The organism is uncultured Tenacibaculum sp., assembly GCF_947504135.1.
Classification (GTDB): domain Bacteria; phylum Bacteroidota; class Bacteroidia; order Flavobacteriales; family Flavobacteriaceae; genus Polaribacter.
The window spans coordinates 252,719-275,816 of record NZ_CANNGG010000003.1 but is presented as its reverse complement, the minus strand read 5'-3'; the positions used below and the strand labels follow the sequence as shown (position 1 = coordinate 275,816).

The following is a 23,098-nucleotide window of genomic DNA, read 5'->3' as shown; positions in this document are numbered from 1 at the left end:
TTTATTAGAAATGGCAAGATATACAGGACCAAAAACTAAGATTGCTCGTAAATTTGGCGAGGCAATTTTCGGAGATGACAAGAACTTCGAAAAAAGAAATTACCCTCCAGGACAACACGGTGTTGGTAAGAGAAGAGGAAAAAAATCTGAATATGCAATCCAATTAATGGAGAAGCAAAAAGCTAAATATACTTATGGTATTTTAGAGCGTCAGTTCCGTAACCTTTTCAAAAAAGCATCAGCTTCTCAAGGAGTAACAGGTGAAATCTTATTACAACTATGTGAATCTCGTTTAGATAACGTAGTATACCGTTTAGGTGTTGCTAATTCACGTAGAGCTGCACGTCAGTTAGTATCTCACCGCCACATTACAGTTAACGGAGATATCGTTAACATTCCATCTTATAGATTAAAAGAGGGAGATGTAGTAGCAGTAAGAGAAAAATCTAAGTCGTTAGAAGCTATTGAAAATGCTTTAGCAGCTAATAGCAATGTTTACGAATGGTTAACTTGGAATGCTGATCAAAAATCTGGAACATTTGTAAAAGTACCAGAAAGATTACAAATTCCTGAGAATATTAAAGAGCAATTAATCGTAGAATTATACTCTAAATAATAAACTAATTATATTGGTATTCGGCCAAAGGGTTTATTCGTATTTCTTCAAACTTATAAACCGCGCAACTGAATAACAATTAAAACGAAGAAAACAAATTAATATGGCAATTTTAAATTTTCAAAAACCTGATAAAGTAATAATGATTGAGTCTACTGATTTTTCAGGAAGATTCGAATTTAGACCTCTTGAACCAGGTTTTGGATTAACAGTTGGTAATGCTTTAAGAAGAGTATTATTATCTTCATTAGAAGGATCTGCTATTACATCATTACGTATTGATGGAGTAGATCACGAGTTCTCAACAATTCAAGGTGTTGTAGAAGATGTAACGGAAATCATCTTAAACTTAAAACAAGTTCGTTTTAAGAAGCAGATAGAAGAATCTGACAGAGAAACAGTTTCTATCGCAATATCAGGACAAGAGCAATTAACCGCTGGAGATTTACAAAAATTTATCTCAGGTTTCCAAGTATTAAACCCAGAGTTAGTACTTTGTAACATGGATAAATCAGTAACGTTAAATGCTGAAATTACCATTGAAAAAGGTAGAGGTTTCGTACCAGCAGAAGAAAATAAAAGAGCTGGTGCACCTTTAGGAACAATTTTCACAGATTCTATTTACACTCCAATTAAGAATGTAAAATATGCTATCGAAAATTTCCGTGTAGAGCAAAAGACCGATTACGAAAAGCTAGTTTTCGATATCGATACTGACGGTTCTATCAATCCTAAAGATGCCTTAACCGAAGCAGCTAAGATTTTAATCCACCACTTTATGTTATTCTCTGATGAGCGTATCACTTTAGAGGCTGATGAAATCGCACAAACTGAAACATACGATGAGGAATCATTACACATGCGTCAGTTATTAAAGACGAAATTAGTTGATATGGATTTATCAGTTCGTGCTTTAAACTGTTTAAAAGCTGCAGAAGTTGATACTTTAGGAGACTTAGTATCATTTAACAAAAGTGATTTAATGAAGTTCAGAAACTTTGGTAAAAAATCATTAACTGAATTAGATGAGTTAGTGGCTAACAAAGGTTTAAATTTCGGAATGGATTTAAGTAAATACAAATTAGATAAAGATTAACCTTTCATATTTTGCTCCTCTAAATTAGAGTAGTAGCAAGATGAGAGCTAAAACCAAATGTCATGAGACACGGAAAGAAATTTAATCATTTAGGAAGAAAAACAGCGCATAGAAAAGCGATGTTATCTAACATGGCTTGTTCTTTAATAGAGCACAAGCGAATCAATACTACAGAAGCAAAAGCGAAAGCTTTACGTAAGTTTGTTGAGCCTTTAATTACAAAATCTAAAGACGATACAACGCACAACCGTCGTGTAGTATTTAGTTACTTGCGTAGCAAAGAAGCTGTTACAGAATTATTCAAAGAAATTTCTGTAAAAGTAGCAGACAGACCAGGAGGATATGTACGTATCATCAAATTAGGAAACCGTCAAGGAGATAACGCTCCAATGGCAATGGTTGAATTAGTTGACTACAACGAGTTATACAATCCAAAAGGAAACAAAGCTAAAAAGAGTACTCGTCGTAGCCGTCGTGGTGGAGCGAAGAAAACTGAAGCAGCAGCTGTTGAAACTCAAACTTCACAAGAAGAAGAATAAAAATGAAAGTTTTTATAAATTAAATCAAAGGGATAAACATTTTAATGTTTATCCTTTTTTTTATGTAAATTGGAATGATTTTAATTAAAAATTTATAAAAATGAAAAAGATTCAACTTTTTACTGTGATTTTATTGTTTATGTTTAATAACTTGATATACTCTCAATCTTCATTTAGAATTATTGATAGTGGTCCCAAAAATAGCTTTACTAAAACATCATCAGGTTTTTATAGAACGTCTTCTGAAACTAGTGAAAATTTAAAAAGAGTACATTATTATGAAGATTTTAATAATAAGGCTATAATTTTTGATAAGGATAATAAGAAATACAAAATAAATAATTTTAATATTGATTTAATACAAAATTATTTTATATCTAAAATAAATAAAGACAGTCTTTTTGTTTTTTCAAGTATAAATAAAGTGATAATAAATAAAAAAGAATTCCTTAAAAAGGATAACAAAATTTATGAGGTATTGGCAAAAGGAAATCGGTTAAATTTAGAAGTAAACTTTATTTCTTCAATGAGAGAAGAAATTATAGATAAGTTGAATGGAAAAATTGTCAAACCGGCACACTATATAATAAAGAAAGAGTATCTCTTAGAAAACAAGGTGCATGGTAAAAAAATAAAATTAAAAAAAATAAAGAAAAAGCTGATTTTTAATCATATAGAGAAAAGCTTAAAAAAGCAGGTGCAACTTTATGTTGATACAAATAATTTATCTTTCAGAAAAGAAGAGGATTTAAAAAATATTCTAAATTATTATAATTCATTATAAAATAACATAAAAGGGTAAACATTAAATGTTTGTCCTTTTTTTATATATTTTTGCAACCAAATTACACAACACCACTAAATGAAATATCAAACACGTAAAAAAGCATTAGTCTTATTAGCAGACGGAACCATTTTCTACGGAAAATCAATTGGAATAGAAGGAACTGCTACAGGAGAGATTTGTTTTAACACAGGTATGACAGGGTACCAAGAAATTTTTACTGATCCATCTTACTATGGACAACTTATGGTAGCTACCAATGCGCATATAGGTAACTATGGAGTTAACAACGAAGAAGTAGAATCAGAAGGAATTAAAATTTCAGGATTAATTTGTCGTAATTTCAGTTTCACACACTCTCGTGTTGATTCTGATCGGAATTTATTTGATTGGTTTAAAGAACACAATCTAGTAGCTATTTCTGATGTTGATACTCGTGCATTAGTATCTTATATAAGAGATAACGGTGCAATGAACGCTATTATTTCTACAGAAGTAGATAATATTGAAGAATTAAAGAAGCAATTAGCTGATACTCCAAATATGGAAGGACTAGAGTTAGCTTCTAAAGTATCTACAAAAGAGCCTTATTTTGTAGGAGATGAAAACGCACCGATTAAAATATCAGCTTTAGATATAGGTATAAAGAAAAACATTTTAAGAAATTTAGCAAAGAGAGGCGCTTATATTAAAGTGTATCCTTACAATGCAAGTTTTGAGCAAATGAGTGATTTTAATCCAGATGGATATTTTATTTCAAACGGACCTGGAGATCCAGAGCCTTTAGAAGAAGCTCAAAAGACAGCAAAACAAATTATCGAAAAAGATTTACCATTATTTGGAATTTGTTTAGGGCACCAGGTAATTGCATTGGCCAATGGAATTTCTACTTATAAGATGCACAATGGTCACAGAGGAATTAACCACCCAGTAAAGAATTTATTGACTGGTAAAGGTGAAATCACTTCTCAAAACCACGGATTTGCTATCAATAGAGAAGAAACAGAAGCGCATCCAGATGTAGAAATCACCCATGTACATTTAAATGACAATACGGTTGCAGGCATTAGAATGAAATCTAAAAACGTATTTTCTGTACAATACCACCCAGAAGCAAGTCCAGGGCCACACGATGCAGAATACTTATTTGATCAGTTTATCGAAAATATCAAAAAAGTAAAAGCATAATAAAAATCTAAATAAAAATATACATCATTCCCGTGGGTTATAAACTTACGGGAATGTATCTTAAAAATAAACAACTATGAGTATGATAATCAACATTCACGCACGTCAAATTTTTGATTCAAGAGGAAACCCTACCGTAGAAGTAGATGTAACTACTGAAAATGGAGTTGTAGGTAGAGCAGCAGTACCTTCAGGAGCTTCTACAGGAGAACACGAAGCTGTTGAATTACGTGATGGAGGAAATGATTACATGGGTAAAGGTGTGTTAAAAGCTGTTGAAAACGTAAACACTGTTATTGCTCAAGAGTTATTAGGAGTATCAGTTTTTGAACAAAATATGATCGATCAAATGATGATTGATTTGGACGGAACTCCAAACAAATCAGTATTAGGAGCGAATGCTATCTTAGGTGTTTCATTAGCGGTAGCAAAAGCAGCAGCAAATGAATTAGGTTTACCATTATATCGTTATGTAGGTGGTGTTTCAGCAAATACGTTGCCTGTTCCTATGATGAACATCATCAATGGAGGTTCGCACTCAGATGCACCTATCGCATTCCAAGAATTTATGGTTATGCCAGTAAAAGCTCAAAACTTTACAGAAGCAATGCAGGTTGGTTCAGAAATTTTCCATCATTTAAAGAAAGTATTACACGATCGTAATTTATCTACAGCTGTAGGTGATGAAGGTGGATTTGCCCCAACGCTTGAAGGAACTGAAGACGCTATTGAAACCATCGCTTTAGCAACTAAAAATGCTGGATATAAATTCGGAGAAGAAGTAATGATTGCATTAGATTGTGCTTCAGCTGAGTTTTATGTAGATGGAAAATATGACTACACCAAGTTCGAAGGAAATAAAGGAGCTGTAAGAACATCAGAAGAGCAAGCTGCTTATTTAGCAGAATTATGTGAAAAATACCCTATTATTTCTATTGAAGATGGAATGGATGAAAACGATTGGGATGGATGGAAAATGCTAACAGATAAAGTTGGTGATAAAGTTCAGTTAGTTGGAGATGATTTATTTGTAACAAACGTTGAGCGTTTATCAAAAGGAATTGAGAATGGAATTGCAAATTCAATCTTAATTAAAGTAAATCAAATAGGTACATTAACGGAAACAATTGCAGCGGTAAACATGGCGCATAATGCAGGATATACTTCTGTAATGAGTCACCGTTCAGGAGAAACTGAAGATAATACCATTGCAGATTTAGCAGTAGCATTAAACTGTGGACAAATTAAAACAGGTTCAGCTTCGCGTTCAGATCGTATGGCAAAATACAATCAGTTATTACGTATTGAAGAACAATTAGCAGATGTAGCTTATTACCCGCAAGAAAAGGCGTTTAAAGTAAAATAATTTTACTACTACATAAATTAAGAAAGCTCGTGCATTTGTACGAGCTCTTTTAGTTGAGTATAGTATCTTTTTTTATAAATAGTTTAAATATAAGAAGTAAAAGTAGGGTAAAACACTTCTAACTTTTTATATAGTTGTTTATGAACTAAAAAAAATAATTATGAAAAAGTCATTCCTACTTATTTGTAGCTTATTTGTAGCAACAGTATTTTCTCAAGAAAAACAAACTGAAAGTGTTTGGAGAATTAATTTTTTAAACCCTGGAGTAGAGTACGAAACTCCTACAGGGAATAATTCAACCTTATCTATAGGAGTAGGTATTGGGTATAGTGTTAGTTATCCGCATACGGACCATACAGCAGGTTCTGGGTTTATCACCTCTTTTAAGCCTTTTTTAGATGTACAGCATAAATGGTTTTATAATTTTGATAAACGTAAAACCAAAGGATTAAATACAAGCAATAACTCAGGTAATTTTATTTCTGCACGATTTTTAACAAGAAGTGAATCATTGTTTGGCAATTCTAATGGAACTGACGGTCTAGATTTTGCTGTAGGACCAACCTGGGGAATTCAACGTAAATATGGTAAAAATTTCCACTTCTTATTTGATATGGGATCTATATACTATTTTGATGTGAATGGAAATGGTTATTATTTTCCTTTGATGCTACAACTCAACTTAGGGTTTGATTTATAGAAATATGAAATACTTATACATATTACTTGCTGTTATTGTAATTACGTCTTGTAATTCGGTAAAATACACTCATTCAGGAGATGTAAATTCACGATTAGATTTCAGAAAAGGAAAGTGGTTGTTAAATGATGTTACCTCTTTTAAAAACATTAGAAAAGAAGGTTTAACTGAAATGGCAAATGAACGATTTTATGAACTTATAGGTAATAGACTTTTGGTGGTTAGCAACATGAAAGGACTATTAATTCCTAGTAATATTTCATCTAGTCTTGATAAATCTATTTTAAAAGATATAAAAAACGGCACTGGTTATGATTACTTAATTGATATTAGAACTAAAAATATATCCAATGAAGTAGGTGTTTTAGGAACAGGAAGTTCTCAAACTGATCTTTCAAAAAACATTGGTGAGGTAACACTTAGTATCTACGATTTAAACATGTTTGAAATAATATACAGTCAAACAGTAGTTGGCAAATTAGTTGTTTCTGAAAGAGATAATGATTATGCACTTTCTAAAAATTCAACTCTCATTATTCATAGTGCTTTGAAAAGAATTATGAAGAAAACCAAGAAAAACCAAATCAAGGTTAAGTAGTATAAAAATAAACAAACAAAGGCTGTCTTAACATATAAGACAGCCTTTGAAATCAAATTCAATTCGTTTGTTTAGTTGTTTGTATTTTAATTTAAGTTTAAGAATTCTTCTTCAGAAATTTCTCCTGAAGCAATTTTTTGTAATTCTTCTAAGTGCGCTACAATATGCTCGTGCTGACCTTGTTCGATAGTAGCAGGCTTAACTAATTCTAACTTTAATCTACCACCTTTTACATAATAGTCATAGTAGTAAAAGAAGTTTCTATCAAAATTTCTGTTAGAATAAGTTCCGTTATCTCCTAATAAATACCCTAATCTAAAAGCAGATCTTCTTTGTGCAGCTGTACCATGAGAACTACCATTAGGTCCAGCTAATGTTTGTGAAAAATTATAAGCACTAGCAGCAGTATTCCAGTTACTAGTATAAGTTCTTCGGATAAAATAACCTCCAAACCCATCAGCTTCTAATTCAGTAGCACTAACATGATTGCCGCTAGGAATGGTATTGTCTCTAAACTGTACTTGATGTGCCATTTCATGAGCAGCAACATAAGCAATAGCAACATTACCATAATTTAAAGCACTAGCTAGCAATTCTTCTCCCCATACTACATAACCATTAGAATAAGAAAGAGCATTGAAAGTTCCGTCTCCACCTGCTAAGTATAAAGGTACATTACCCATTCCAAAAAAGCTCGCAGCTTCGTTGTGTTCAGTTTTTAAAAAATTGGTGGTAGATTGGTTAACTATATAATCAGCCCAATAAGAGTTTGGACCAAAACCGTCAACAGTGTAACACTCAGCATTGTTAATTTCTAGCATGCTTGGAGAGTTAATACCCATAGGGGCGTTGTCGCTTGTTAAATTACTGTCTTCTTTGGTACATTGTACGGCAAGAATTGATATGCATAATAATGCAATAATAAATTTAATTTTTTTCATTGTGAAAGGGTTTTTTATGAATTGAATTAATTTTTTCTAAAAATATATGTTGTTTTGTTAACGGAGTTAAATAAAAGATATTGTGTATTTAATTTATTATCAAGAAAAAATACACACTCTAAAAGAATACGGAATTTGGTATGCTTAAATAAGTTTGTAAGGTCTGAAAAAATAAGAGAATTAAGATTAAATCAATTTTATAAGAGAAATTAATTGTGTCTTTCTTCTAGGTAAGGCGTTGTATTATAAGTAAGATTAGATTTGTTTTTTTTAATAAAATAAACTGATTTTTACATATTAAAAATCTATCAATTCTAACTTTTAAAATAATTCAAAAAATGGTATCTTCGCAACTCACTTCAATCATAAAAAATTATAGTAAAAAATGTCAGATATAGCAAAATTACAAATTGGCGAAAATACGTATGAGTTTCCTTTAATAAAAGGAACAGAAAATGAAACTGCAATTGATATTAAAGCCTTAAGAGGAGCCACGGGTGGAGTTATAACTATTGACCCAGGATACAAGAATACAGGTTCATGCCAAAGTGCTATAACATTTTTAAACGGTGAAGAAGGTATCTTAAGATACCGTGGATATTCAATTGAAGAATTGGCAGAAAAAGCAGATTTCTTAGAAGTGGCTTATGCGTTAATTTTTGGAGAATTACCAACTAAAGAACAATTAGATAAATTTTATGGAGACATCTTAGATGAAGCTATTGTTGATGATGACATCAAAAAAATTATTGATGCCTTTCCAAAGAATGCACATCCAATGGGGGTATTATCGTCGTTAACGTCTGCATTAACAGCTTTTAATCCATCTTCTGTTAATGTTGACTCAGAAGAAGATATGTATAAAGCTATTGTTAAAATAATGGGGAAATTCCCAGTATTGGTAGCTTGGACTTTACGTAAGAAACAAGGATTGCCATTAAACTACGGTTCACGTAAGTTAGGTTATGTTGAGAATATTTTAACAATGATGTTTCAAAAACCTAATGACGAGTATGAATTAAACCCAATAGTTAAAGATGCCCTAGATAAGTTATTAATCTTACATGCAGACCATGAACAAAACTGCTCTACATCTACAGTACGTATTGTAGGTTCTTCTCATGCAGGGTTATTTGCATCGCTATCAGCAGGAATTTCAGCTTTATGGGGACCTTTACATGGTGGAGCAAATCAAGCAGTACTTGAAATGTTAGAAGCAATTAAAGAAGATGGGGGAGATACTAAAAAGTACATGGCTAAGGCTAAAGATAAAAATGATCCTTTCCGTTTAATGGGATTCGGACATCGTGTATATAAAAACTTCGACCCAAGAGCAAGAATCATCAAAAAGGCTGCTGATGAAGTGTTAAACGACTTAGGAGTTGAAGACCCAATTTTAGATATAGCAAAAGGATTAGAGCAAGAAGCATTAAATGATCCATATTTTGTTGAAAGAAAATTATATCCAAACGTAGATTTCTATTCAGGAATTATTTATAGAGCTATGGGAATTCCTGTAGAAATGTTTACAGTAATGTTTGCTCTAGGGCGCTTGCCAGGATGGATAGCACAATGGAGAGAAATGCGTTTAAACAAAGAACCAATAGGTCGTCCACGTCAAGTTTACGTTGGAGAGAACTTAAGGGAATTCGTAGAATTAGACAAGAGATAAACTATTTAAAAAGTGTCATTTAAAATAATTAAATGGCATTTTTTATGTAAAATAACTCATGATGAAAGAAATTAAAATTATCAAAAACAGATCAGACATTGGAGCAGGAACTCGTGGGTCTGACATGGGAGTAGATGCGATTGAAATTGCAGCGATAAATAAAAAAAGTAATTATTTCGATTCTTTTGATTTTGAAGATGTAATCACTGAAAACGAATCTATTTATAATAAGGTAAATAATTCGTTTGCAAAACGAATTGATAGCGTTTTTAATCAATGTAAACGATTAAGTAACCACGTGAAAGTAAATTTACAAGAAGGGAAGTTTCCTATAGTTTTGTCTGGAGACCATTCTTCAGCGTTAGGAACTATCAGTGGAATAAAAGCAGCTAACCCTAATAAAAGAGTAGGAGTAGTTTGGATTGATGCTCATGGAGATTTACATTCTCCTTATACATCACCGTCAGGAAACATTCACGGAATGCCTTTATCTGCCGCTATTTCAGATGATAATTTAGATTGTCAAATTAACGATGTAAGTAGAGAAACATCAGAGTTGTGGGAACGTATGAAAAACATAGGAGTTCCAGGGCAGAAAGTATTACCAGAAGATATTATTTTCTTTGGTGTTCGAGATACTGAAGAACCAGAGGATAAGCAAATGGAGAAATATGGTATTAAAAACTATATGGTTGCTGAAGTTCGTTACCGTGGATTAGATGTTTGTGTAAACGAAGCTTTAGATAAATTATCTGTTTGTGATGTAATATATGTGTCGTTTGATGTAGATTCAATGGATTGTGATATGATATCTTATGGTACAGGAACACCAGTACCTAAAGGATTTGATCAACATGAAATCATTGATATAATTAACGGATTGTTAGCAAGTAATAAAGTAGCTTGTTTGGAGTTTGTTGAAGTAAACCCATTACTAGACTTTAAAGGAAATAAAATGGCTGAAACGGCGTTTGAAGTTCTTGAAGAAGTAACTAAAAAGGTAAAGAGTTTATAGTATTATAATAATTTTTAGTAAAAAGCGAACTTTTAAAAGTTCGCTTTTTTATTTTTATAGAGGTCGTTTTAGAAAAAATAAACGTTTATATTTGTTGCAGTAAACTTTAGGAGTAGCTAGTTCGCTAGTTTGAGAAAGATCCTTTGAACCTGATATGGTTAACACCAGCGTAGGGAAAAGTTGTAAAATCATGTTTTAGAATCGTTTTACGGAACGATGCTAAACTTCTTCTACAGTTTACTTTAAATATATGTTAGTATGATAACGATAAAAGTAAACAATAATCAACAAGAGTTTTTAAGCCCATTAGTATTGCAAGAATTAGTAGATAAACTACAAATTAAAACCAATGGAATTGCTATTGCTGTTAACAGTAGTGTGGTAAAAAAAACAGATTGGTCTTCAAAACTACTCCAAAACAATGATGAAGTTTTAATCATTAAATCTACACAAGGAGGATAATATTTTCAGTAAACAAAATTCAAATTATAAACAAACAACCTTAAAATGAAGAAAAAAGATACAGCTCCAAAACAAGATGGTGTAACAAGACAATCATTTCCGAACTCCAAAAAAATATATGTTCAAGGAAAAATTCATCCACAGATAAAAGTAGCAATGCGCGAAATTGAATTGAGTGATACTGTAGATTCGATGACTAAAAAAAGAACACCTAATGAGCCAGTTACAGTATACGATACTTCAGGTCCTTATACAGACCCCAATAAAGAGATTAATATTCATAATGGATTAGAACGTATTCGAGAAGAATGGATTATAGAGAGAGGAGATGTAGAAGAATTAAATGAATTTACTTCGAATTATTGTAACGAACGTTTAAATGATAAAAGTTTAGACCATTTACGATTTAACTTAAAGCATAAACCTAAGAGAGCTAAAAAAGGACAAAATGTAACACAGTTACATTATGCAAAAAAAGGAATTATTACCCCCGAGATGGAATATATTGCCATTCGTGAAAACCAGCGAATAGATGAAATGACAGGTTTGTCTAAACAACATCCAGGGCAAGATTTCGGAGCAAGTATTCCTACAAAAATTACTCCTGAATTTGTTCGAGAGGAAGTAGCAAGAGGACGCGCAGTTATTCCTTCAAACATCAACCATCCAGAAGCAGAACCTATGATTTTAGGTCGTAATTTCTTGGTAAAAATCAATGCGAATATTGGAAATTCAGCTACCACTTCATCCATAGAAGAAGAAGTAGAAAAAGCAGTTTGGGCGTGTCGTTGGGGGGCTGATAATATTATGGATTTATCTACAGGTAAAAACATCCATGAAACTAGAGAGTGGATTATCCGTAATTCACCTGTACCTGTAGGAACCGTACCTATTTATCAAGCTTTAGAAAAAGTAAATGGAATTGCTGAAGATTTAACTTGGGAAATTTTTAGAGATACTTTAATTGAACAAGCTGAGCAAGGAGTAGATTACTTTACGATTCACGCAGGAGTTCGTTTACGTTATGTGCCTATGACGGCAAAACGTATTACAGGGATTGTATCTAGAGGAGGTTCTATTATGGCAAAATGGTGTTTAGCACATCATAAAGAAAGCTTTTTATATACTCATTTCGAAGAGATTTGTGAAATCATGAAGGCTTATGATGTTGCTTTTTCGTTAGGAGATGGTTTACGACCAGGTTGTATTGCCGATGCGAATGACGAAGCACAGTTTGCAGAATTAGAAACTTTAGGAGAGTTGACTAAAATAGCTCGTAAACATGAAGTACAATGTTTCATTGAAGGACCGGGTCATGTACCAATGCACATGATTAAAGCAAATATGGATAAGCAATTGGAAGCTTGTGATGAAGCTCCGTTTTATACCTTAGGTCCTTTAACTACGGATATTGCTCCAGGATACGACCATATAACTTCAGGAATCGGAGCGGCAATGATTGGTTGGTATGGTTGTGCCATGTTGTGTTATGTAACGCCAAAAGAACATTTAGGTTTACCAAATAAAGAAGATGTTCGTACAGGAGTGGTTACCTATAAATTAGCAGCCCATGCAGCTGATTTAGCAAAAGGACATCCAGGAGCGCAACACAGAGATGATGCTTTAAGTAAAGCACGTTTTGAGTTCCGTTGGGAAGATCAATTCAATTTAGGATTGGACCCAGAATTAGCTAGAGAATATCATGATGAGACCTTACCTGCAGAAGGAGCTAAAATTGCACATTTTTGTTCTATGTGTGGACCAAAATTCTGTTCTATGAAAATATCGCAGGAAGTACGTGACTTTGCAGCAGAAAATAAAGTGGAAGGAGACGAAGTATTTTCAAAAGGAATGGAGGAAAAATCTAAAGAGTTTAAAGACAAAGGTTCAGAAGTTTATCTATAAAACCTAAACATAGAATTATGAATTACGAGTTGACAATTTCTAAATTCGTAATTCATAATTTAAAATTCACTATATGATTGTTTTAATAGCTTCAGAAAAAGATATTCCAAATGAGATTGAAATCCTTCAACAATTATTTGAAGAAGGATTGGAATATTATCATTTCAGAAAACCTGATAAGAATTACGTGGAGCATGTAGCTTATTTGAATAAGATAGATGAAAAGTATCATGATAGAATAGTTACTCATTATTTTCATAAACTCATTAATGAATTCAACCTAAAAGGAATTCATTTTCAAGAGCAAAAAAGAATTGATGCTTTAGAGAATGGAAGCGAATATTTTATAGGATTAAACATGATAGGAAAAACAATGAGTAGTTCTTTTCACGAACCTGAAGAATTAGCGAATTGCGACATCGAATTTGATTACCATTTATTAAGTCCTGTTTTCTCTTCTATTTCAAAGAAAGGATACGAAGGAAGAGGTTTTGATGTAAATCATATTGATAAAACCAATATAGGTATGGGCGGAATTAATACTGATACCATTCAAAAAACCTTAGAGTTAGGTTTTCAAGGAATAGGTGTGTTAGGAGGAGTTTGGAATACAGAAACCCCAGTTGAAAGCTTTAAAAATATCAAGCGTCATTACGAGAAGTATATGAAGAAGTAATCTTTTTATCAAAAGAAAGCATATTAATAAAAAATGAAACAACAAGCTTACATACTAACGATTGCAGGATTTGATCCGTCAAGTGGAGCAGGATTAACTTCTGATATTAAAACTTTTGAAGCACATGGTTTATACGGACTATCGGTATGTACAGCAGTTACAGTTCAAAATGATATTGATTTTAAAGACTGTGTTTGGGTTGATAAAGAAACCATCATCAATCAAATAGAAACTTTATTTGAACGCTTTGAAATATCAGTAGCAAAAATAGGAATCATCCAATCTTGGAATGTATTATTGGAGGTTATTCAATCACTAAAAAAATACAATTCATCCATAAAAATAGTATTGGATCCTATTTTAAAAGCCAGCGCTGGATTTGATTTTCATTCCGAAGAGCATATAAAAGTGTTTGAAGAAGTATTGCAACACTGTGATTTTATCACTCCAAATTATGATGAAATCAAAGCTTTGTTTTCTAATAAATCGATTGAAGAAACCATTGAATTCATTTCAGAAAAGACCAATATCTATTTAAAAGGAGGACATAGAGAAGATAAAAAAGGATGGGATGAAGTATATCACAGTAAGATAGTACAATTGAATATTCCACCGAAAGCTACATCCGTTTTTGAAAAGCATGGAAGCGGTTGTGTGTTGTCTTCAGCTTTAGCTTCAAACATAGCCAAACAACTTTCTTTAGAAGATGCATGTACAAATGCCAAATGGTATACAGAACAATTTTTAAACTCTAATAAAACACTCTTAGGAGAGCACAACTATACATGATAAGTAAATTACACTATATAACTCAAGGGAAAACTCCAGAAGAACACTTAGAAAATGTTCAAAGAGCTTGTGCTTCTGGAGCAGAGTGGGTACAACTCCGATTAAAGAATCTGGATCCGAAAACTATTTTAAAAACAGCTCAAAAAGCGAGAGAAATTACGAGTCATTTTCAAACGCGTTTAATCATAAACGATTATTACAAAGTAGCGAAAGAAGTTAATGCAGATGGAGTTCATTTAGGGAAAACAGATACGTGTCCATTAAAAGCAAAAAAGTATTTAGGTGATTTATATATCGTAGGAGGAACAGCTAATACTTTGGAAGATTGTAAAAAACTCTTAGAAAAGGAAGTAGACTATATTGGTTTAGGTCCTTTTCAGTTTACTGAAACTAAAAAGAATTTGAGTCCAGTTTTAGGAACTACTGGATATCAAGTGCTATTAGAAGAGTTGAAAACAACCACTCCAATAATAGCCATCGGTGGAATTACCACAGAAAATATACCTGAAATTATTGACACGGGAGTATATGGAGTTGCTGTTTCAGGAGCAATTACACAAAATTTCAACTCGATTTCTAGATTTCATAAAATATTAAAGGCACCTAGCACCAACGAACAAGTGTACAAAATAGAAGCGCAATAAATCAGCAATAATGAATACCAACTTAACAATAGCAGATAAAACATTTACCTCACGTTTATTTACAGGAACGGGAAAATTCAGCTCCTCACAATTAATGAAAGAAGCTTTGTTAGCTTCAGAAAGTGAATTGATAACAGTTGCTTTAAAAAGAGTAGATGTTCAAAATGAAGATGATGATATCTTATCACATTTAAGCCACTCAAGAATCAATTTATTACCAAACACTTCGGGAGTTCGTACAGCAAAAGAAGCAGTGTTTGCAGCTGAATTGTCTAGAGAAGCTTTGGAAACGAATTGGGTAAAATTAGAAATACATCCAGACCCAAGATATTTATTACCAGATCCAATTGAAACCTTAAAAGCTGCTGAAGAGCTTGTTAAAAAAGGATTTGTGGTGATGCCTTACATTCATGCAGATCCGGTTTTATGTAAGCGATTAGAAGAAGTAGGAACACAATGTGTAATGCCTTTAGGAGCGCCCATTGGAAGTAATAAAGGATTGAGGACGTTGGAGTTTTTAGAAATCATTATAGAACAATCTAATGTTCCAGTAGTTGTAGATGCTGGTATTGGAGCACCCTCCCATGCGGCATATGCTATGGAATTAGGTGCTGATGCTGTTTTGGTAAACACAGCCATTGCTGTATCGCAAAATCCAGTAGCGATGGCGCAAGCTTTTAAAATGGCAGTAGAAGCAGGAAGAATGGCATATGAAGCAAAACTAGCTCCTGTAAGAAAACAAGCAGAAGCAAGTAGTCCGTTGACAAGTTTTTTGAATTAACGCTGTTGGCTCTTAGCCGTTAGCTTATTTAAAATTAGTGTGATGTTAGTAAACAATATAAAAAATAAAAGCCAAGAGCCAAAAGCCAAGAGCTTCAAAGATATATTCAACCAATACAATTGGGACGAAACTTTACAAAGCATTTTCAATAAAACATCCGTTGATGTTGAAAGTGCTTTATCTAAGGATAAACTCGATTTGGAAGATTTTAAAGCGCTCATTTCTCCTGCAGCTAAACCATTTTTAGAGCAAATGGCGCAAAGGAGTTGCATGCTTACTAAAAAGCGATTTGGAAATACCATTCAAATGTATGCTCCAATGTATTTGAGTAACGAGTGTCAGAATATATGTACGTATTGCGGATTCAGTTTTACAAACAAAATTCCGAGGAGAACCTTAACCGATGATGAAATATTGAAAGAAGTTGCTTTTTTAAAAGCGAAAGGATACGATCATATTTTGTTAGTAACTGGAGAAGCTAATAAAACAGTGGGGGTAGATTATATTAGAAATGCAATTCAGCTCATTCGTTCACAATTTTCAAATATTACGATTGAAGTTCAACCTTTAGATCAAGATGAATATGAATTGTTAATTGAAAGCGGATTATACGCAGTACTGGTATATCAAGAAACCTATCATCAACAAGAGTATAAAAAGCATCATCCGAAGGGGAAAAAATCAAATTTTGAGTATCGTTTGGAAACTCCTGATAGGTTAGGAAAAGCTGGTGTTCATAAAATAGGGTTAGGAGCTTTATTCGGGTTGGAAGATTGGCGTGCTGATAGTTTTTTTACCGCATTGCACTTAAAATATTTACAGAAAACCTACTGGAAAACAAAGTATTCCATTTCATTCCCACGTTTAAGACCACATTCAGGAGGATTAGAACCCAAAGTAGAAATGACGGATGCAGATTTGGTACAGTTAATCTGTGCATTTAGAATGTTAGATGAAGACGTAGAGCTATCAATGTCTACCCGAGAAAGTGAAGTTTTTAGGAATAATATTGTTAATTTAGGGGCAACCTCAATAAGTGCAGAATCTAAAACAAACCCAGGAGGATATAGTGTTGAACCACAATCGTTAGAGCAATTTGAAATTTCAGACGAACGAAGTACAGAAGAAATTGTACAGATGCTAAAAGGACAGGGATTAGAAGTAGTTTGGAAAGATTGGGAGCACTTTAGAAGTTAGACCGTTAGGCTATTAGAATCAAGAATGAAAAATTTAAGAGTTAATGAGGTGAATTTATTCTACAATTAAACATGAACTTAAGTCAAGAAGAACAAAAACAATACAATCGCCATCTTATTCTCGATAAAATAGGAGAAGAAGGACAACTAAAACTAAAACAAGCCAAGGTATTAGTGATAGGGGCTGGTGGATTGGGATGTCCTTTACTACAATATTTAACAGCAGCAGGTGTTGGGACGATTGGAGTTATTGATGATGATGTAGTAGATCAAAGTAATTTACAGCGCCAAGTTTTATATACAATAGATGATATAGGAAAGTCTAAAGCAGAAACAGCAGCAAATCGTTTATCAAAATTAAATCCTTTTGTTCAGTTTCATGTATATAAAGAAAAATTAACGAATCAGAACGCTATTTCATTATTTCAACAATACGATGTAGTTGTAGATGCTAGCGATAATTTTGCCACTCGTTATTTAACCAACGATGCAGCGGTATTAACACAAAAGCCATTGGTGTATGGGGCTATTTTTAAGTTTGAAGGACAAGTAAGTGTGTTTAATTATCAAGGAAGTGCTACGTATCGATGTTTATATCCAACACCACCCAAACCAGAAGAATCACCCAATTGTTCTGAAATTGGTGTAATAGGTGTATTACCCGGAATTATAGGGAGTTTGCAAGCCAATGAAACTATTAAGATTATTTGTGGAATAGGAGAGGTGTTAGCGAATAAATTATTGATGTATGATACCTTAAGCATGCGTCAAATGATATTAAAGTTTGAAAAGACAGACAAAGCTGAGGTTACTGAGTTAAACAACGATTATGAATTCTTCTGCGGAATAAAAACAGCTGCTAATGAGATAGTTTTAGAAGAGTTACAAAGTAAGTTGTCAAATTATAATCTGCTAGATGTTCGTGAAGATTGGGAACGAGAGCAGTACCATATTGGAGGACAACACATTCCGTTAGGAGAACTTACTCAACGATATGATGAAATAGACATCGAAAAACCTGTGGTAGTTTATTGTAAATCAGGAGTACGTAGCCAACGAGCAATTGATTTTTTAGAACAACAATTTGACACCGTTACTTTTATAAATTTAAAGGGAGGGATAGGGTAAATACAACGTCAACCTAACAAATAATTAGGTTGACGTTGTAGTATAAAGAGTAATATTCTTACTCTTTTTTTGAAAGAGTATAAAATTTCGAAAGCTCTCCTTTAATTACTTTTCCTTCAGTATCTAATGCAATCACAGAACCTTCTATACATTTATATTGAGGATTTCTATCAGGAATATTCAAAGTAATGTTTGTTCCTTTTTTATCCCATGTAAAACTTCCTTTTTCAACAAAATTGTTTTGTCCTTCATCCAAGTATACTTCAGTCAATTCAAACGTTAAATCAGCGTTTAATTTAAGTGTAGTGTTAATTCCAGGACAGCTAGCACAAGGTAGTGTACCTTCATAGATTCCGGCCCAATCTAAAGAGTTCTTAGTATTGTGCTCATCAACAAATTCTTGTTTAGGTTGTTGTTTAACTTTGTTTTTAGTATTACTATTGCCTTGATTTTTACAAGAGAAAAATACTAATGAAGTCATGGCTAAAATAGAAGCCGATTTTTTAATTGTTTTTCTAGTCATTTTTTTAAAGTTTTATCAAAGCTTTTACTAGCAGTTATTATGCCATAAATTACTTTTGAATATAAGAAAATAATAGAAAGTAATATTAAAATCTGTTACCTTCGCAGTATGCAACAAACAACGAATACAATAGTAATGGTTCGCCCTGCAAGTTTTAGGATGAATGAACAAACAGCAGTAAATAATTATTATCAGCAAGAATTATCAGGAATGTTACCTGCATCAATAAATGCTAAGGCACAAGAAGAATTTGATGCTTTTGTAGAAAAATTAGAGGCTGTTGGTGTTACTGTAGTAGTTGTTGAAGATACTAAAGAACCAAATACACCAGATGCATTGTTTCCAAACAATTGGATTTCTTTTCATGAAAATGGAGATATTGCTATTTATCCGATGTTTGCAGAGAATAGACGTTTAGAGCGTAGAGAAGATGTACTAGAGATTTTGGAAGAAAAAGGGTTTGTAATAGAAAATGTTGTAGACTACTCTGAAGCGGAAGAGGAAGAGATTTTCTTGGAAGGAACTGGAAGTATGATCTTAGATAGGCACAACAGAAAAGCGTATTGCGCTTTGTCTCCTCGTGCAGATGAAGAGCTATTTATTGAATTTTGTGAAGATTTTGAATATACTCCTGTAATTTTTACAGCGAATCAAACAGTTGATGGAAGGAGAGAAGCTATTTACCATACAAATGTGATGATGTGTGTCGCAGAAACTTTTGCGGTTGTATCTTTAGATTCGATAGATGATAAAAAAGAAAAGAAAAACTTATTAAAGCATTTGAAGTTGGATGGAAAAGATGTTATTGTTATTTCAGAACAACAAGTAACACAGTTTGCAGGAAATATGCTACAAGTTAAAGGAATGAACGATGAACGATACTTGGTTATGAGTTCTTCCGCTTTTAATTCATTAAACCCAAATCAAATTAAAGCTATAGAAAAACACTGTAAAATACTGCACAGCTCTCTAGAAACTATAGAAACCTGTGGTGGTGGAAGTGCTCGTTGTATGATGGCTGAGGTTTTTTTGCCAAAAGCCTAAGCAACCATTGTATTTGAAATTTTATAGTTTTTATAATACTGCATTAAAATAAAAGAACAGATAACTGAAGAAGCAATCCCTTCAATAGCTAATGCAAATACAACTAGAGGCAAACTTAAATTTTGGCCCCAAAAAGAAGATTGTTCAAGTACTGTCATAAAACCAGCATCTATAAAATCTACATATATAATTAGTCCCAAAATAGTTAAGGCTACGGCAATTATAGAGGTTCCAATTCCTAATAAAAAATTGCTGAAATATAACGACTCATGGTTTTTAACAATATTGGTTTTTATAGCTCTGTTAATACCATAAAGAACGAAAGCAAAGTTTAAGAAACGTAGTTCGGAAACATCTTCTAATCCAAAAATTTTCATAATTAGAAAGAAGCCAACAATACCTGCAAAAATTAGCAGTGCATTGCTAAATATTATTTTATTGCTCGCCATAATAGTACGTTTTAAGAGTTAATCGTCTTAAAAGTACGAAATAAAGATGTGAAAATCAATTATTTATAGTAAAGCTTCTCTTAAAATTGTTACGGGGTGTTTTGCTAAACGCTTTGTTCCATCATAAATTTGATGACGACAACTAGTACCAGCAGCAACTATTTCTGTATCAACCGAACAGTTTCTAACCTTAGGAAACAATGTGTCTTCACCCACTTGCATACTTACTTTATAATGCTCTTTTTCATACCCAAAAGATCCAGCCATACCACAACAACCAGTGTTCATAATGGTCACCTTGTAGTTTTTAGGAATGTTTAAAATAGAAAAAGAAGCGTGTGTACTAGACAAAGCTTTTTGGTGACAATGTCCATGTATTTTAAGTTCTTTAGTTTCATTACTAAACTTAGTGGTGTCTATAGAGCCTTTAGTATGTTCTTTAGCTAAAAATTCTTCAATAGTGTAACAGTTTTCAGCAAGCTTTTTGGCTGCTATTTTATCATCCGTTAAACGTAAGTACTCGTCTCTAAAGGTTAAGATAGCCGAAGGTTCTATTCCAATTAATGGAGTTTCTTCAGAAATTAGTTCTTTAAAAGTGTTTACATTTTTATTGGCAATTTCTTTAGCTTCTTTTAAAAAACCTTTTGAGATATAACTACGCCCACTTTCTTCGTGGTTTATTGTTTTTACTTCGTATCCTAACTTTTCTAATACAACAACTGCATCTTTTCCAATTTCTGCGTCGTAATAGTTGGTAAACTCATCATTGAATAAGTAGATGGTTTTTGTTGAGTTGGTTGATTGATGTTTTTTTAACCAAGTACTTAAAGGTTGTTTTGCTAACTTAGGAACAGAACGTTCTGTGGCAACTCCCATAACCTTTTTAGCTAGAGTAGTATTGGTAAAGAAATTTGTTAGTACAGGGAACTTACTTCCTAATTTATTGTATTTAGCATTGTTAGCAAATAATTTACTGCGGAAAGAATATCCGTTTGTTTCTTGATATTGGTACAAGAATTCTGCTTTCATCGAAGCAATATCTACATTACTCGGACATTCGCTAGCACAAGCCTTACAGCTTAAACATAGGTCTAGGATATCTTTTAATTCTTTAGAATCGAACTTGTTTTTAGCAGTATTATTAGTTAAAACTTCGCGTAGTGTATTGGCTCTAGCACGAGTGGTTTCTTTTTCGTTTCGAGTTGCTCGATAACTAGGGCATAAGGTTCCACCAGCTTCAGGAGACTTACGACAATCACCTGAACCGTTACATTTTTCAGCTAGTTTTAAAATACCTTCACTGTCTGAAAAATCTTGAATGGTTTCTATTTCAGGTTCATTTCTATCAATCTCATAACGTAAACTTTGATCCATAGGAAAAGCATCGGTAATTTTTCCTTTGTTGAACACATTGTTCGGATCAAATGCCTTTTTTATTTTTCGTAATAGTTGGTAGTTGTTGTCACCAATCATTAGCGGAATAAATTCTGCACGCACAATACCATCACCGTGCTCACCACTAAACGATCCTTGATATTTTTTAACTAACTCCGCAGTTTCAGTAGTTATTTTTCTAAATAGTACTACGTCTTCCTTTTTCTTTAAATTCAAAATAGGACGTAAGTGTAGCTCACCAGCTCCTGCATGTGCATAATACACTGCTCTTTGCTGATATTTATCCATAATTTTGGTGAATTCCTCAATATAAGTAGGTAAATCTTCCAAGGCTACGGCAGTGTCTTCAATACAAGCTACCGCTTTATCGTCTCCAACAATATTTCCTAGTAGTCCTAAACCAGCTTTTCGCAGCTGATGTACTTTAGCAATATCTTCGCCATACACTTTAGGGTAGTGGTATCCAAAGTCGTTTTCTTTTAAATCTTTAATAAGTTTATCGGCTAATATTTCAGCTTCTTCTATAGTGTCTGCCGAAACTTCTAACATTAACACAGCTTCCGGATCTCCTTGTAAAAAGAAACGGTTTTTGGCTTGCTCACGGTTATTTTTAGTGCAATCTAAAATTACTTTATCCATTAATTCACAAGCATAGAGCGTGTGTTTCATGGTAGTAACAGTAGCTTTTAAGCTTTCGTTTACACTAGTAAAATGCGGACATACCATAATACTTTGCGTAGGAGGTAGGTCGTCTAGTTGAACTGTAATAGCCGTTGAAAATACTAAGGTTCCTTCACTTCCTGATAAAAATTTAGCAGGATTGATAGTTGGTTGAGTTCCGCCAAATAAATCGGAAGTTAAAAATTCATCAACTGCATACCCAGTATTTCTTCGGTGAATGCTTTCTTTTGGGAATTCTTTTTTTATTTCTTGCTGAACAGCTTCTTGAGAAAGCTCTGTATAAATAGCACGATAGATGTTTCCTTCTAACGAATTTTCTATTTTCTTTTGGTTGAATTCTGTCGAAGTAATTTCAGAAAAAGTAACTTCACTACCGTCACTTAACAAACCTTGGATAGCAATTACTTTATCACGAGTTACTCCATAACGAATAGAAGTACTTCCTGAAGAGTTATTACCTACCATACCGCCTATCATACAACGGTTAGAGGTTGAGGTATTTGGACCAAAAAACAACCCGAAAGGTTTTAGGAAGCGGTTTAAATCGTCACGAATAATTCCTGGCTCTACCGTAATGGTTTTGTTAATCTCATCAAAAGCCAGTATGTTGGTAAAGTGTTTAGAAACGTCTACAACAATTCCATCTCCCACACACTGTCCTGCTAATGAAGTTCCTGCTGTACGCGGAATTAAGGTGATGTTATTTTTAGTAGCAAAATCAATTAATAGCTGAATATCCTCTATGTTCTTAGGGTAGGCAACTGCTAGTGGGATTTTACGATATACCGAAGCATCGGTTGCGTAAATGTTTTTATGTAGGTCGTCAAAAAATAGTTCGCCAGTTAATAATTTTTTAAACGTTTCTAGTTGTGTTGTTTGTACCATTATCTTAAATACCTAAAATGTGGGT

General features: G+C 33.1%; 23 protein-coding genes and 1 riboswitch. Of the genes, 19 read left to right on the top strand and 4 right to left on the bottom strand.

Going from position 1 to position 23,098, the window contains the following annotated elements; genetic code table 11:
* Positions 1–10: 10 nt before the first annotated feature.
* The 8 genes from rpsD (at position 11) to Q0663_RS07535 (ending at position 6,887) form a co-directional block, all read left to right on the top strand.
* Positions 11–616, top strand: coding sequence for a 30S ribosomal protein S4 (gene rpsD, locus Q0663_RS07570; protein WP_099215312.1), 606 nt, complete (start codon positions 11–13; stop codon positions 614–616).
* Between the two features lie 103 nt (positions 617–719).
* Positions 720–1,712, top strand: a complete 993-nt coding sequence (locus tag Q0663_RS07565; protein WP_299008925.1) for a DNA-directed RNA polymerase subunit alpha — start codon at positions 720–722, stop codon at positions 1,710–1,712.
* A gap of 62 nt (positions 1,713–1,774) precedes the next feature.
* Positions 1,775–2,251, top strand: a complete 477-nt coding sequence (rplQ, locus tag Q0663_RS07560; RefSeq protein WP_047789815.1) for a 50S ribosomal protein L17 — start codon at positions 1,775–1,777, stop codon at positions 2,249–2,251.
* Between the two features lie 100 nt (positions 2,252–2,351).
* The gene (locus tag Q0663_RS07555; protein ID WP_299008920.1) at positions 2,352–3,035 is read left to right on the top strand and encodes a hypothetical protein; all 684 of its coding nucleotides are present in this window, start codon (positions 2,352–2,354) and stop codon (positions 3,033–3,035) included.
* Between the two features lie 78 nt (positions 3,036–3,113).
* A complete protein-coding gene (gene carA / locus Q0663_RS07550; protein ID WP_299008917.1) occupies positions 3,114–4,223 on the top strand; it encodes a glutamine-hydrolyzing carbamoyl-phosphate synthase small subunit in 1,110 nt (369 codons plus the stop codon).
* 76 nt (positions 4,224–4,299) lie between these two features.
* A complete protein-coding gene (gene eno, locus Q0663_RS07545; protein WP_299008915.1) occupies positions 4,300–5,589 on the top strand; it encodes a phosphopyruvate hydratase in 1,290 nt (429 codons plus the stop codon).
* A 160-nt stretch (positions 5,590–5,749) separates the two neighbouring features.
* Complete coding sequence (locus Q0663_RS07540; RefSeq protein WP_299008913.1) at positions 5,750–6,289, top strand: hypothetical protein; 540 nt, start codon at positions 5,750–5,752, stop codon at positions 6,287–6,289.
* A gap of 4 nt (positions 6,290–6,293) precedes the next feature.
* The gene (locus Q0663_RS07535; protein WP_299008911.1) at positions 6,294–6,887 is read left to right on the top strand and encodes a hypothetical protein; all 594 of its coding nucleotides are present in this window, start codon (positions 6,294–6,296) and stop codon (positions 6,885–6,887) included.
* Positions 6,888–6,973: 86 nt separating this feature from the next.
* Here Q0663_RS07535 and Q0663_RS07530 read toward each other — a convergent pair whose 3' ends face one another.
* A complete protein-coding gene (locus Q0663_RS07530) occupies positions 6,974–7,828 on the bottom strand; it encodes a hypothetical protein (RefSeq protein ID WP_299008909.1) in 855 nt (284 codons plus the stop codon).
* Between the two features lie 385 nt (positions 7,829–8,213).
* Between Q0663_RS07530 and Q0663_RS07525 the strand changes: the two genes are divergently transcribed.
* From Q0663_RS07525 to moeB, 10 genes are all read left to right on the top strand, one after another.
* Positions 8,214–9,500: a citrate synthase gene (locus tag Q0663_RS07525; RefSeq protein WP_299008907.1), complete on the top strand. Its 1,287-nt coding sequence runs from the start codon at positions 8,214–8,216 to the stop codon at positions 9,498–9,500.
* Positions 9,501–9,561: 61 nt separating this feature from the next.
* Positions 9,562–10,515 (top strand): arginase, encoded by a 954-nt coding sequence (locus tag Q0663_RS07520; RefSeq protein ID WP_299008896.1) that lies wholly within the window; start codon positions 9,562–9,564, stop codon positions 10,513–10,515.
* A 98-nt stretch (positions 10,516–10,613) separates the two neighbouring features.
* Positions 10,614–10,708: riboswitch (TPP riboswitch) on the top strand.
* A gap of 65 nt (positions 10,709–10,773) precedes the next feature.
* Positions 10,774–10,977 carry a sulfur carrier protein ThiS gene (gene thiS / locus Q0663_RS07515; RefSeq protein ID WP_047789808.1) on the top strand — a complete coding sequence of 68 codons (204 nt, stop codon included), beginning with the start codon at positions 10,774–10,776 and terminating at the stop codon, positions 10,975–10,977.
* A gap of 45 nt (positions 10,978–11,022) precedes the next feature.
* On the top strand, positions 11,023–12,882 hold the full coding sequence (gene thiC, locus Q0663_RS07510) for a phosphomethylpyrimidine synthase ThiC (protein WP_299008890.1): 1,860 nt from the start codon (positions 11,023–11,025) through the stop codon (positions 12,880–12,882).
* Positions 12,883–12,955: 73 nt separating this feature from the next.
* Positions 12,956–13,558, top strand: a complete 603-nt coding sequence (locus Q0663_RS07505; RefSeq protein ID WP_299008888.1) for a thiamine phosphate synthase — start codon at positions 12,956–12,958, stop codon at positions 13,556–13,558.
* Between the two features lie 33 nt (positions 13,559–13,591).
* Positions 13,592–14,347, top strand: coding sequence for a hydroxymethylpyrimidine/phosphomethylpyrimidine kinase (locus Q0663_RS07500; protein ID WP_299008885.1), 756 nt, complete (start codon positions 13,592–13,594; stop codon positions 14,345–14,347).
* Positions 14,344–14,991 carry a thiamine phosphate synthase gene (gene thiE, locus Q0663_RS07495; protein WP_299008882.1) on the top strand — a complete coding sequence of 216 codons (648 nt, stop codon included), beginning with the start codon at positions 14,344–14,346 and terminating at the stop codon, positions 14,989–14,991. The genes Q0663_RS07500 and thiE overlap by 4 nt, the downstream gene beginning before the upstream one ends.
* 10 nt (positions 14,992–15,001) lie before the next feature.
* A complete protein-coding gene (locus Q0663_RS07490) occupies positions 15,002–15,772 on the top strand; it encodes a thiazole synthase (protein ID WP_299008879.1) in 771 nt (256 codons plus the stop codon).
* A gap of 42 nt (positions 15,773–15,814) precedes the next feature.
* Entirely contained in the window at positions 15,815–16,969 is a 1,155-nt protein-coding gene (thiH, locus tag Q0663_RS07485; protein WP_299008876.1) for a 2-iminoacetate synthase ThiH, read from the top strand.
* Positions 16,970–17,040: 71 nt separating this feature from the next.
* Complete coding sequence (gene moeB / locus Q0663_RS07480) at positions 17,041–18,096, top strand: HesA/MoeB/ThiF family protein (RefSeq protein WP_299008873.1); 1,056 nt, start codon at positions 17,041–17,043, stop codon at positions 18,094–18,096.
* A 58-nt stretch (positions 18,097–18,154) separates the two neighbouring features.
* On the opposite strand, the gene Q0663_RS07475 is transcribed toward moeB, so the two are convergent.
* Positions 18,155–18,619, bottom strand: a complete 465-nt coding sequence (locus tag Q0663_RS07475) for a copper resistance protein NlpE (protein ID WP_299008870.1) — start codon at positions 18,617–18,619, stop codon at positions 18,155–18,157.
* A gap of 108 nt (positions 18,620–18,727) precedes the next feature.
* Between Q0663_RS07475 and ctlX the strand changes: the two genes are divergently transcribed.
* The gene (gene ctlX / locus Q0663_RS07470) at positions 18,728–19,663 is read left to right on the top strand and encodes a citrulline utilization hydrolase CtlX (RefSeq protein ID WP_299008868.1); all 936 of its coding nucleotides are present in this window, start codon (positions 18,728–18,730) and stop codon (positions 19,661–19,663) included.
* Here the strand turns inward: ctlX and Q0663_RS07465 are convergent.
* A complete protein-coding gene (locus Q0663_RS07465) occupies positions 19,660–20,112 on the bottom strand; it encodes a hypothetical protein (RefSeq protein ID WP_299008866.1) in 453 nt (150 codons plus the stop codon). The genes ctlX and Q0663_RS07465 overlap by 4 nt on opposite strands.
* 63 nt (positions 20,113–20,175) lie before the next feature.
* Positions 20,176–23,073, bottom strand: a complete 2,898-nt coding sequence (locus tag Q0663_RS07460) for an FAD-binding and (Fe-S)-binding domain-containing protein (protein WP_299008863.1) — start codon at positions 23,071–23,073, stop codon at positions 20,176–20,178.
* Positions 23,074–23,098 lie beyond the last annotated feature (25 nt).

Excerpts from the sequence above, each read along its gene's own strand:
- rpsD (WP_099215312.1), top strand. The coding sequence starts at position 11 with ATGGCAAGATATACAGGACCAAAAACTAAGATTGCTCGTAAATTTGGC.
- Q0663_RS07565 (WP_299008925.1), top strand. The coding sequence starts at position 720 with ATGGCAATTTTAAATTTTCAAAAACCTGATAAAGTAATAATGATTGAG.
- rplQ (WP_047789815.1), top strand. The coding sequence starts at position 1,775 with ATGAGACACGGAAAGAAATTTAATCATTTAGGAAGAAAAACAGCGCAT.
- Q0663_RS07555 (WP_299008920.1), top strand. The coding sequence starts at position 2,352 with ATGAAAAAGATTCAACTTTTTACTGTGATTTTATTGTTTATGTTTAAT.
- carA (WP_299008917.1), top strand. The coding sequence starts at position 3,114 with ATGAAATATCAAACACGTAAAAAAGCATTAGTCTTATTAGCAGACGGA.
- eno (WP_299008915.1), top strand. The coding sequence starts at position 4,300 with ATGAGTATGATAATCAACATTCACGCACGTCAAATTTTTGATTCAAGA.
- Q0663_RS07540 (WP_299008913.1), top strand. The coding sequence starts at position 5,750 with ATGAAAAAGTCATTCCTACTTATTTGTAGCTTATTTGTAGCAACAGTA.
- Q0663_RS07535 (WP_299008911.1), top strand. The coding sequence starts at position 6,294 with ATGAAATACTTATACATATTACTTGCTGTTATTGTAATTACGTCTTGT.
- Q0663_RS07530 (WP_299008909.1), bottom strand. The coding sequence starts at position 7,828 with ATGAAAAAAATTAAATTTATTATTGCATTATTATGCATATCAATTCTT.
- Q0663_RS07525 (WP_299008907.1), top strand. The coding sequence starts at position 8,214 with ATGTCAGATATAGCAAAATTACAAATTGGCGAAAATACGTATGAGTTT.
- Q0663_RS07520 (WP_299008896.1), top strand. The coding sequence starts at position 9,562 with ATGAAAGAAATTAAAATTATCAAAAACAGATCAGACATTGGAGCAGGA.
- thiS (WP_047789808.1), top strand. The coding sequence starts at position 10,774 with ATGATAACGATAAAAGTAAACAATAATCAACAAGAGTTTTTAAGCCCA.
- thiC (WP_299008890.1), top strand. The coding sequence starts at position 11,023 with ATGAAGAAAAAAGATACAGCTCCAAAACAAGATGGTGTAACAAGACAA.
- Q0663_RS07505 (WP_299008888.1), top strand. The coding sequence starts at position 12,956 with ATGATTGTTTTAATAGCTTCAGAAAAAGATATTCCAAATGAGATTGAA.
- Q0663_RS07500 (WP_299008885.1), top strand. The coding sequence starts at position 13,592 with ATGAAACAACAAGCTTACATACTAACGATTGCAGGATTTGATCCGTCA.
- thiE (WP_299008882.1), top strand. The coding sequence starts at position 14,344 with ATGATAAGTAAATTACACTATATAACTCAAGGGAAAACTCCAGAAGAA.
- Q0663_RS07490 (WP_299008879.1), top strand. The coding sequence starts at position 15,002 with ATGAATACCAACTTAACAATAGCAGATAAAACATTTACCTCACGTTTA.
- thiH (WP_299008876.1), top strand. The coding sequence starts at position 15,815 with ATGTTAGTAAACAATATAAAAAATAAAAGCCAAGAGCCAAAAGCCAAG.
- moeB (WP_299008873.1), top strand. The coding sequence starts at position 17,041 with ATGAACTTAAGTCAAGAAGAACAAAAACAATACAATCGCCATCTTATT.
- Q0663_RS07475 (WP_299008870.1), bottom strand. The coding sequence starts at position 18,619 with ATGACTAGAAAAACAATTAAAAAATCGGCTTCTATTTTAGCCATGACT.
- ctlX (WP_299008868.1), top strand. The coding sequence starts at position 18,728 with ATGCAACAAACAACGAATACAATAGTAATGGTTCGCCCTGCAAGTTTT.
- Q0663_RS07465 (WP_299008866.1), bottom strand. The coding sequence starts at position 20,112 with ATGGCGAGCAATAAAATAATATTTAGCAATGCACTGCTAATTTTTGCA.
- Q0663_RS07460 (WP_299008863.1), bottom strand. The coding sequence starts at position 23,073 with ATGGTACAAACAACACAACTAGAAACGTTTAAAAAATTATTAACTGGC.